We start from the raw sequence: 10,678 nt of genomic DNA, 5'->3' as shown, positions 1-10,678 counted from the left end.
CCCATGTGAGAGTAAGTCATCGCCAGCTTTTAAATCTAAAAGCCCCCTCAAAGCGAGGGGGCTTTTTTATGGGGGAAAGAAAGCGATGAATAAATTAATTCATGTGAATTGGAAATAAAATCTTAATATTTTTTTTAAAAACTGTCTTATAAATTTGAATTTTTGATAGAGCAAGCTAACTATAGTCGAATTGATAAGCTATTTAAATCTAACATATTGTTTCTATTATCTTTTAAAAATCACTTAGTTACACTTTTCATATAAAACATCATTTTTATTGATAATGAATATAAGTTAGTGGTGGCATTTTATACCAAAAAATAAATTTAATACTATTTAGGTATATATTTATGTTTATAAGGTTTTAGACAAAAAATGAACAGCCATTCATTGTATGTTGAAATTAAGTCTCACAATTGGAGGTGAGTAAAAATGACAGCGCAAACAATGAATGTAAATGCTGTAGTGGATCATGCAAAGTTAAAGTCATTCCACATAAATATTATTCTTTGGTGTTTATTTATCGTCTTATTTGATGGTTATGACTTAGCAATTAATGGGGTAGTTTTACCTTTATTAATGAAAGAATGGGGCATGACAGCCGTGCAAGCAGGAATGCTTGCGAGTACTGCATTAGCAGGAATGATGTTTGGTGCAATGTCATTTGGTATGTTAGCAGATAAGATTGGACGTAAAAAAGTGATCTTAATCTGTGTTTCATTATTTAGTGTATTTACTTTTGCAGGTGGATTTGCTTCAAATCCAACCGAATTTGCAATTTTACGTTTTATTGCAGGTTTAGGTATTGGTGGTGTTTTACCAAATTTAGTTGCTTTAACAGCAGAATATGCGCCTCAGCGTTTAAAAAGTACTTTAGTTACAACAATGTTCAGTGGTTATGCTGTTGGTGGAATTATGGCTGCATTGTGTGGTTCGTGGTTTACAGCAGATTTTGGTTGGCAAATCATGTTTTATATAGCAGGTATTCCTCTATTATTTGTACCTTTCTTTATAAAATTTTTGCCTGAATCTTTAACTTATTTAGTTAAAGCTCAAAAAAATGATCAAGCTCGTTATTTTTTAAAGAAAATTGAACCAAATATACAGCTTACAGAGAATACAAAACTCGTATTATCTGCAGATGACCAAACTCAAAGTGCGTCTGTTAAAGCATTATTTACAGAAAACCGTGCTAAAGGAACTTTATTATTTTGGGTTGCTTTTTTCATGTGTTTATTAATGCTTTATGCGTTAGGCAGTTGGTTACCAAAATTAATGATGGCAGCAGGTTACTCTTTAGGAAGTAGCTTGATGTTCTTACTTGCACTTAATATTGGTGCTGTAATTGGTACTATTGGTGGAGGGATTCTAGCAGATCACTTTGATTTTAAACCAGTTTTAATTAGCATGTTGATCGTCGGTATTTTATCTTTAGTCGGTTTGGGCTTCAACTCACCTCAGCCAGTGATTTATTTATTGGTGAGTTTAGCTGGTGCCTCTTCAATTGGAACAAGTATTTTACTTTATAGTTATGTTGCACAATATTATCCTGTAGCTATTCGTTCGACTGGCATTGGCTGGGCATCTGCAATTGGTCGTACAGGTGCGATTGTTGGTCCAATTGTGATTGGTATGCTTTTAGGTATGGAATTACCACATAAATGGAATTTTATTGCAGTGGCTATTCCCGGCGTAATTGGTGTTTTAGCAATTTCATGTATTCGTTTACAGAAAGCTGAGCGTAAAATTGAAGTAAAAGCAGCCGCAATTTCAACAAATTAATTTATTCATGTGTAATAAAAAACCTTGGCACTGTCCAAGGTTTTTTATTGAAAATATTTGCTTTATAACTCATTTTTCAATTGTTTTTGATGTTCCTCTACTTGCTCTGCATAACGATTACCTTGTCTTTTCATTTTCCAACTTGAGTGGTAGCCTGTAGGTCCAACATTATAATAAGCAAGGGCTTTTTTCCAACTACCTGCAGATTTGTTGTACTTGGCTAAAATAAAAGTACCACATTGAATATTGGTATTTTCATCAAATAAGTCACCTTGGCAAGTTTGCTGCCAATAACGCGGAATAACTTGGGTTAAACCGACAGCGCCTGCAGGTGAAATAACTCCACTGCGATAGCTAGATTCTTGTCGGATCATCGCAGCAAGTAGCAATGGATCTACATCATATTGTTCAGCATGTTGCAAAATCATAGGTGCAATACGTTGAGCCGTTGTTGTTTCTACAGAATAGGCTTTTTGGATACCCGTTGCGAGTAAGAGTGAGCGTTTTTCAAGTGATCCATTATCAACGGAAGCACAACCAGTAACAACAAGGCTTGTGCCAATGAAAAAAAGTTTTGTACTTTCTAAGAAAGTCTTCGAAAAAGAATGATAAGATTTGGAAAAATAACAATAAATTGACAAAATACAACCAAAAGAAAAAATATTTATGCGGAATATTAGGTAGCTATGATCGCTCAGTCAATGATGAATTTTTTAAGATTTGCAAAGGAATGTGAGTGTTTAATAAAAAACAGCCCAATCATCCTGATTGAGCTGTTTTGTATCGGTTTATTAGGTATAACTCCTGTCCTACCTCACATCCTGATGCTAGAACTTGATTATTTTTGTTTTGTGTTCTGGAAACTTCCTGTTCCCTATGACTATAGAATAGGTGAAAGTTCCCATTAAGTATATTCGCAAATAGCCACATTTTTTGTACGTTATAGCGTACAACTAGACATTGCCATACTGAATTAATTTATCAAAAGCAGCTTTTAACGCTTTCTCATCAAAAGAATTACCTTCAAATTCCTCAGTTTGATTACGTGAGAAAATATCACGGATTTCAATGACGGCATTGCTATCAATTAAGCCAAGTTGAGTACCGACTTGTCGAAGTTGATCAACAGCTCGAGAACCATTGGTTGAACCATAACCGATATAAGCTGCTGGTTTAGCTTGCCATTCCTTACCTAGATAATCCAGGGCATTTTTTAGTGCAGGGCTATAGCCATGATTGTATTCTGGACTGATAAAAATGAAAGCATCTGCTTGGCTAATTTTATCCGCCCATTCTTGTTGTTTGGGTTGATCATAAATACCTGAAAGTGGTGGATGTGCACCTGCAAAAATAGGTAAATTCCATTCTTTTAAGTCAATAATTTCAGTTTGAACAGTGCTGTATTCAAAACTTTTGATGGTTTTTTCTGCCCAACGCGCGACTTTAATCGCTGTGCGCCCTTCACGGACACTACCGACTACAATATAGAGTTTCATAATTAAGCCTTTGTTTTTTAATTTTATTAAGTTAAAGCTTCTCTGTCTTTTTGCATAGGGGCAATTTGTATCTTTATCGCAGATTAAAAAATTTAGATACAAATAAAAAAGCTCCCGAAGGAGCTTTATAGGTCGATGATATTACATCAATTTTATGCCTTGCTGACCTGCAGGAGTCACTTTGAAAATTTCCACTTCAAAGGTAATATTCTTGCCTGCCAAAGGATGGTTAAAATCAACTTCGGTAATGTCATCACCAACCGTTTTAACCACGCCAAAGAGGCTTTGTTTGGCTTTGTCTTCAAACTCGATCATGTGACCTTCGACAGGGCGTTGTTCAAATTTGATTGTGTCAAATTTTTGAACATTTTCAGCATTCCACGGACCGAAAGCATCTTCAGGAGGAAGGCTAACCGTACGACGGTCACCTGCACGTAATCCAAATAAAGCTTTTTCAAAACCAGGTAATAAACTACCATCACCCATCACAAGACTAACAGGCTCTTCACGGCTGCGGGTATTGTCAATTTCTACGCCATTTTCAATAGCAACAGAAAAATGCAGGTCGACTTTAGAACCTTCTGCTACACGGGTTTCTTCATTTGGGTTAAGAATTTCATCAATCATTTTGCGCTTCCGCACGCTGGATACGTTGCTTTTCTAAAAAGAAGGTATCAATTAATAATAAAATAGTGCCTAAGGTAATGGCGCTGTCTGCAAGATTAAAGATTGGGAAATGGCTGTTGTTATAATATACATGTATAAAATCAACAACATAACCTAATGAAACCCGATCAATCAGATTGCCAACAGCTCCACCTAAAATTAGAGCAATGGCAGCAGGTAGGATGATCAATTTTTTGGGCATACGCATGAGCCAAAATACAAAAATGACCGAAACAATGCCTGCTAAGCCTGTAAAGAAATATTTTTGCCATCCACCAGCATCGGACAAGAAACTAAAGGCTGCGCCATAGTTATGTGCCAATGTCCAATTTAAAAAGGGCATTACAGGATTTTGTTCACCATATTTTAAATGGCTAACTGCAATCCATTTGGTCCATTGATCCAATACAATGGCAAGGACTGAAAGTCCAAGCCAAAGTAAATTATGAGGATAAAACTGAAATAAACCCTTTTTATTTTGTGGATTAGGCATATTTTCTCTCTTCGCCCTGACCTGTAGGAAGGTTAATAATACAACGTGAACAAAGACCAGGATGTTCATGATGTGTATTTACATCAGGAAGCACATGCCAGCAACGTGCACATTTTTCACCATCTGCGGCTGAAACTTTGACACGTAAACCGTCCAGATCAGTTGCCTCAGCTTGTGTTTCATCAAATGCATTGACGATAACCTGAGAAGTAATCAAGACAAAACGAAGTTCATCACCTAGACGATCCAGAACTGTTTTGAGTTCAGCATTTGCCCAAAGTTCAACTTTTGCTGACAAGTTTGAACCGATCAATTTAGCATTACGTGCCGCTTCAATTTGCTTATTCACCGCAGATTTTACAGTGATCAAAGTTTGCCAATCTGCTTCTGAAATCAAGTTTGCAGTTGATGCAACTGGAATGTCATACCATTCAGCCGTAAAGACATATTTCTCAGACTGTTCAGGAATCAGTGGCCAAGCTTCTTGTGCTGTGAAGCTTAAGATTGGAGACATCCAACGTACAAATGCCTGTACCAAATGATACAACGCAGTTTGTGCAGAATGACGTGCCTGAGAATCTGCTTTGGTCGTGTACTGACGGTCTTTGATGATGTCTAAGTAGAAACCACCTAAGTCATTGATACAGAAGTTGGTTAAAGCATTGGTGACGATATGGAAGTTCATATCTTCATAAGCTTGCTGAATGGTTTTCTGTACTTCTGCTGCACGTTGCAAGATGTATTGATCCAATGCAATCAATTGATCTACAGGCAGTGCATCTGTTGAAGGTTTGAAGCCATTCAAGTTTGCCAATAAGAAACGTAAAGTATTACGGATACGACGGTAACCGTCTGATGCACGGCTGAAGATTTCTTTACCAGCCGTCATTTCATAACGGTAATCCGCAGATGCGATCCAGAAGCGTAAACCATCTGCACCCATATCTTTAATGATGTCTTGTGGTGTGATGATATTACCAATCGATTTTGACATCTTACGACCTTTCTCATCCACGACGAAACCATGAGTGAGCAAGCCTTTGTATGGTGCACGTTTGTTGATGGCAATCGAAGTCAATAAAGACGATTGGAACCAGCCACGATGTTGGTCTGAACCTTCAAGATACAAGTCAGCAGGGTCGTTCAGTTCTTCACGTTCACGAAGCACTGCATAGTGTGTTGTACCTGAGTCGAACCATACATCTAAAGTGTCACGAACAGCGTTGTACTGTTCAGCATCATCACCGATGAACTCAACTGCATCACGGTTATACCAACCATCAATGCCTTCTTTTTCGATCAGCTTGGCAACTTCTTCGATCAGTTCAGGTGTGCGAGGGTGTAATTCATTGGTGTCTTTATGCACGAAGAATGGGATTGGCACACCCCAAGTACGTTGACGTGAGATACACCAATCAGGGCGACCTTCGATCATCGACTCAATACGGTTTTTACCCCAGTCAGGCACAAAGCTGATGTCATTTTCAATGGCATTCAAGGCATCTTGACGTAAGCCTTTATTGTCCATGCTAATAAACCATTGTGGTGTTGCACGGAAAACGATCGGCGTTTTATGGCGCCAGCAATGTGGATAGCTGTGAACGATAGGCACATGCGCCCAAAGTTTGCCTGCTGTACCCAATGCTTCAATGATTTGTGGGTTGGCTTTATAGATGTGTTCACCTGCAAACAGTGCAGATGTTGGTAAATACACCCCATTACCACCGACAGGATTTTCAACTTTTAAGTTGTACTGTAAGCCAACTTTATAGTCGTCCACACCATGACCCGGCGCAGTATGTACTGCACCTGTACCACTTGTTGCGATGACGTGTTCACCTAAAATTACAGGCACTTGGCGATCAGTGATCAACGGATGTTGAAGTTTTAAATTCTCAAGTTTTGCACCAACAAAATCAGCCAAGACTTTAGGATTTTCAAGTTTGTAACGTTCACATGCAGACTCAACCAAATCTTTCGCTAAGATGAGGTTTTGGGTGCCACGTTCAGATTGAACTTCGACCAATTGATATTCAATTTCAGCATGTAGTGCAACAGCTTGGTTAGCAGGTAGCGTCCAAGGTGTGGTTGTCCAAATCACGATATCTGTAGGATTTGCAACAGTCACACCAATTTTTGCTGAAAGATCAGCAAGGTCAACCACGCCAAAACCAACGTCAATCGCGTCAGATTTTTTATCTTTATAGTCCACTTCAGCTTCAGCAAGTGAAGAACCACAGTCTAAACACCAGTTGACTGGTTTAAGACCCGGTTCAATATGACCCGCTTTGGCAATTTCACCCAATGAACGTACGATGTCGGCTTCTTGTTTGAAGTTCATCGTTAAGTACGGATTGTCCCAATCCCCAAACACACCCATACGCACGAAATCTTTTTTCTGAAGTTCGATTTGTGTGTAGGCATATTCACGGCAAGCTTTACGGAAAGTCGGTGCATCAACTTTTTGCCCCACTTTACCGACTTTTTCTTCAACTTTGAGTTCGATCGGTAGACCGTGACAGTCCCAGCCTGGCACATAAGGTGCGTCAAAACCGTCCATGACACGGCTTTTAATGATGATGTCTTTGAGGACTTTGTTTACAGCATGACCTAAATGGATTTGACCATTGGCATATGGAGGACCATCATGAAGCACATATTTTTTCTTGCCAATACGCGATGCACGAATCTGCTGATAAATGTTGTCGGCATACCACTCTTCCAACCATTTCGCTTCACGTACTGCGAGATTTGCTTTCATTGCAAATTCAGTACCTGGTAGATTCAGCGTAGATTTATAATCCACAGCATTTTCAGGAGTTTGCTTATCGCTCATGCAAGTTGTCATCCAATATTATCAGCCTGATTGCTGACGCGTTTTACAATAAAAAATTTGGGTTTAGAACGGAAAATGGGGTGTATTTTTGCGAAATTCAAGTAATCGCTCAACATCATTGTCAATTCCTGCCTGAAGTGCTTCAAGCGAAGGGTAATTCAGCTCGCCATGTAAATAGTCGAGGAAAGTCACCCGCATTAACAGACCATACAGATTAGCAGAAACATCGGGGAAATGTACCTCCAATCGCCATTCTGGATGATCCTGTTTGATGGCAGGGCGGGTACCAACATGACCCGCACCATATAAGGCATTTTCTTGGTAGCCTAAAATGCCTGTTTTATCTGGATTGTCGGCTTTGACTTTTTCAGTTAAAGAAGTGGTTTCACACACCACTTCAACCCCATAAATACCATTTAAACATGGTCGATGGCGCCCCATACGAACATTGATGGTCGGGAAATTGAGGGTGCGTCCAATCTGGTCGCCATATTGAACTCGTCCAATCATGCTATAAGGACGTCCCAATAATTTGGCAGCCAAAGCCAAATCACCCGCTTGCAGCACCTGACGAATACGGGTTGAACTGACACGCTCACCATCAAATTCGATGGTGGTCAGATTGGTCACATCAAAGCCATATTTTTTTAAAAATTCGCTGTTGCCCTGACGGTCTTTACCAAAGTGAAAGTCATCACCTAAAATCAGGCTTTGTGCATTGAGTTTATTTTTTAAAACATCAGCAAAATTTTCAGCGCTCAGACTGCGGAATGTATTATCAAATTTAGCAATCGCAATGTAGTCCACACCCAATTCAGTCAAATATTCTACTTTTTCTCTGAGTGAGGTAATGCGTGGCGGAGCCTCATAAGCTTTAAAAAATTCTAAAGGCTGTGGCTCAAAAATCATCACCAATGTTTTGAGGTTTTTGGTTTTGGCAACTTCTTGAAGTTGAGAAACCATGGCTTGATGTCCCAAATGGACACCATCAAAATTGCCAATCGTCACTGCGGTTTGGGGCAATTGTAAATTCGGTGCTAAGGCATTTAGACGTAACAGCTGCATGATTTCAAAATAAACTTAAAATTTGAAAGGATATATATTGCCATATTCTCACAGTTTCGTCTTTGTTGTTGTGTTTTTATCCAGAATTTTTTAATGTGAATATAACCATATATCAGTAAAACTGATTCATTTTATAAAAACAAATCAATTTTATTTATTAAAAAGAGCTTTTATAATCAATTTATCTGCTGAAATGAGGAAAAAGCCATGAAAAAGCCATTTTATCAACTGCAACACAGCCGCGATGTGATTCGACAGTTTACCCCGAACTGGTTCACCATGACCATGGGAACAGGTGTGGTGGCGTTGATTTTACCCGAATTTCCATTTGCACAAGAGATTTTATGGCAAGTGGCAACAGCTTTATGGCAATTCAACACACTTTTATTCATCGTATTTAGCTTAGTTTATGCATTACGTTGGTTGATCTATCCTCATGAAGCAAAGCAGATTTTTTCCCATCCAAGCATGGCATTGTTTTTAGGTGCAATCCCGATGGGTCTGGCAACAGTACTCAATGGCTTTTTAAAATATGGCGTTGCATTGTATGGCGATATCGCGATTCAGATCGCACAAGTCCTGTGGTTTGTGGATGCAATTTTAGCAGTCGGTATTGGAGTATTGGTTCCATTTTGTATGTTCTATAAACAAGAGCATCAGTTACATAGCATGACTGCAATGTGGTTACTGCCAATTGTGGCGTGTGAAGTCACAGCAACTTCAGGTGGTTTATTGTTGGCGCATTTGGCAGCAGGGCAACAGGCAGTCGGGATTTTATTTGCGAGTTATATGCTGTGGGGTATGTCTGTATTGCCGGCTTTTGGAATTCTGACCATTTTAATGTTACGTCTGGCACTACATAAACTACCAAGTAAAGAATTGGCTATCAGTGGTTGGTTGGCTTTGGGACCGATTGGTACAGGTGCATTGGCATTGTTGGTTTTAGGCGCACAAGCACCACAAGTCTTGGCTTATATTCAGTTAGAACAATTGGGTGTGTTCTTTCAAAATGCGGGCATCGTAGCGAGTTTTATTCTGCTTGGCTTTGGGGTGTGGTGGTTTGCCATAGCCGTATTGACCACACTGAAACATGCCGCCACAGACTTACCGTTTAATCTCGGTTGGTGGGGACTGACATTTCCATTGGGTGTATTTACTTTGGCGGTGTTAAATCTGGGGCATCAGTTGCATGTGAGTTTTATTGTGAATACAGGTCTAGCATTTGCAGCAATTTTGATGATGCTTTGGGTCATGGTGATGGCGAAAACTTTAAAAGGCATGTATCAGGGGCATTTATTCTTTTCTCCTTGTCTAAAGGCGTTATTAGACAGCCAACAACGTTAATTTTTCAATGATAGAAATAAAAAGCCCTTAACCAAGTTGAGTTAGGGGCTTTTTATTTCTATACATGGAGACAAGAGCATGAGATGAAAATAATCATTAGATGTTAGTTAATATTTTCACTTCGGAGAGATCAAAAAAATATAATAGTTAATGCTATCATAGTGTTAAATTATACTAACTGACTGAATAATGCAGAAAATAAGGAATGATATGAAACCTCTAAAATTATTTGGATTAGCATTATCAATTATTTCTGCTAATTGTGTAGCAGATCAAAATGTACAAACTAAGATGAATTCACCTGATGATAGGCTTCTAGGTATCAAAATTGATGCTTCTAAGATAGATAAACTAACACCTGAAAAATTATTAATAGAATTAAATATGAATGAAAAAATACGACTTAATAAAAATGACATGGATATAACTGTTTTTAAGGACAGTAAAGATGGAATCAATAAAATTAAAGCATTAATTGGATTTGATCTGTATTTTAAAAATGATCTTCGATCTAACCATAATTATTTATATGTACAATGTCCTATTAAAGAGACAAAAAGTGTTGCTGAGAGACCAACTACCTTTACACAAATTACGAATGGTAAACCATCTGTTTTCACGGCTTACCCATCAAAGACTCTATCTGAAAAAGTTATTGATCGTGGTTTTTATTCTTTTAGCTTTGAACCCGATATAAAGAATCCAATAGAAGTTAAGCCTAATACTATTCCAATTGAAAAAGAATTGATTGCTTTACAAATTCATTATTTATGTGTAGTTTTTGGAGGAAGTTTGTACATTGAAGAATTAAAAAAGAAGCATAAAGAAAGTTACATTAAACAGTTTGAAAAATATGAATGATTGAACATATTACATATTAGAAAACTATTAATTTTTCAACGATAGAAATAAAAAGCCCTTAACCGAGTTGAGTTAAGGGCTTTATTGTAGAAGCTATTTGAAAGTGAGAAGAAATTCATCTCACTGCATCAAAAA

At 38.1% G+C, this 10,678-nt stretch carries 9 protein-coding genes; 3 read left to right on the top strand and 6 right to left on the bottom strand.

What is annotated here, in order from left to right; translation table 11 throughout:
• Positions 1-432 precede the first annotated feature (432 nt).
• Complete coding sequence (locus tag HX005_RS15245; RefSeq protein WP_286377996.1) at positions 433-1,782, top strand: MFS transporter; 1,350 nt, start codon at positions 433-435, stop codon at positions 1,780-1,782.
• 62 nt (positions 1,783-1,844) lie between these two features.
• On the opposite strand, the gene HX005_RS15240 is transcribed toward HX005_RS15245, so the two are convergent.
• The 6 genes from HX005_RS15240 to ribF form a co-directional block, all read right to left on the bottom strand.
• The gene (locus tag HX005_RS15240; protein WP_107009197.1) at positions 1,845-2,345 is read right to left on the bottom strand and encodes a lytic transglycosylase domain-containing protein; all 501 of its coding nucleotides are present in this window, start codon (positions 2,343-2,345) and stop codon (positions 1,845-1,847) included.
• A gap of 390 nt (positions 2,346-2,735) precedes the next feature.
• Positions 2,736-3,278 carry an NADPH-dependent FMN reductase gene (locus HX005_RS15235; RefSeq protein WP_286377995.1) on the bottom strand — a complete coding sequence of 181 codons (543 nt, stop codon included), beginning with the start codon at positions 3,276-3,278 and terminating at the stop codon, positions 2,736-2,738.
• Between the two features lie 141 nt (positions 3,279-3,419).
• Entirely contained in the window at positions 3,420-3,902 is a 483-nt protein-coding gene (locus HX005_RS15230) for an FKBP-type peptidyl-prolyl cis-trans isomerase (protein WP_107009196.1), read from the bottom strand.
• Positions 3,898-4,437, bottom strand: coding sequence for a signal peptidase II (lspA, locus tag HX005_RS15225; RefSeq protein WP_107009189.1), 540 nt, complete (start codon positions 4,435-4,437; stop codon positions 3,898-3,900). Before lspA ends, HX005_RS15230 begins: the two co-directional genes overlap by 5 nt.
• The gene (gene ileS / locus HX005_RS15220; RefSeq protein WP_286377994.1) at positions 4,430-7,273 is read right to left on the bottom strand and encodes an isoleucine--tRNA ligase; all 2,844 of its coding nucleotides are present in this window, start codon (positions 7,271-7,273) and stop codon (positions 4,430-4,432) included. Before ileS ends, lspA begins: the two co-directional genes overlap by 8 nt.
• A gap of 63 nt (positions 7,274-7,336) precedes the next feature.
• Positions 7,337-8,338 (bottom strand): riboflavin biosynthesis protein RibF, encoded by a 1,002-nt coding sequence (ribF, locus tag HX005_RS15215; protein WP_286377993.1) that lies wholly within the window; start codon positions 8,336-8,338, stop codon positions 7,337-7,339.
• 207 nt (positions 8,339-8,545) lie between these two features.
• Between ribF and HX005_RS15210 the strand changes: the two genes are divergently transcribed.
• The gene (locus HX005_RS15210) at positions 8,546-9,682 is read left to right on the top strand and encodes a TDT family transporter (protein WP_286377992.1); all 1,137 of its coding nucleotides are present in this window, start codon (positions 8,546-8,548) and stop codon (positions 9,680-9,682) included.
• A 210-nt stretch (positions 9,683-9,892) separates the two neighbouring features.
• Complete coding sequence (locus HX005_RS15205) at positions 9,893-10,543, top strand: hypothetical protein (RefSeq protein ID WP_286377991.1); 651 nt, start codon at positions 9,893-9,895, stop codon at positions 10,541-10,543.
• Positions 10,544-10,678 lie beyond the last annotated feature (135 nt).

The organism is Acinetobacter sp. R933-2 (assembly GCF_030325485.1).
In the GTDB taxonomy this organism is placed as follows: domain Bacteria; phylum Pseudomonadota; class Gammaproteobacteria; order Pseudomonadales; family Moraxellaceae; genus Acinetobacter; species Acinetobacter sichuanensis.
This window is presented reverse-complemented; position numbering and strand designations above follow the sequence as displayed.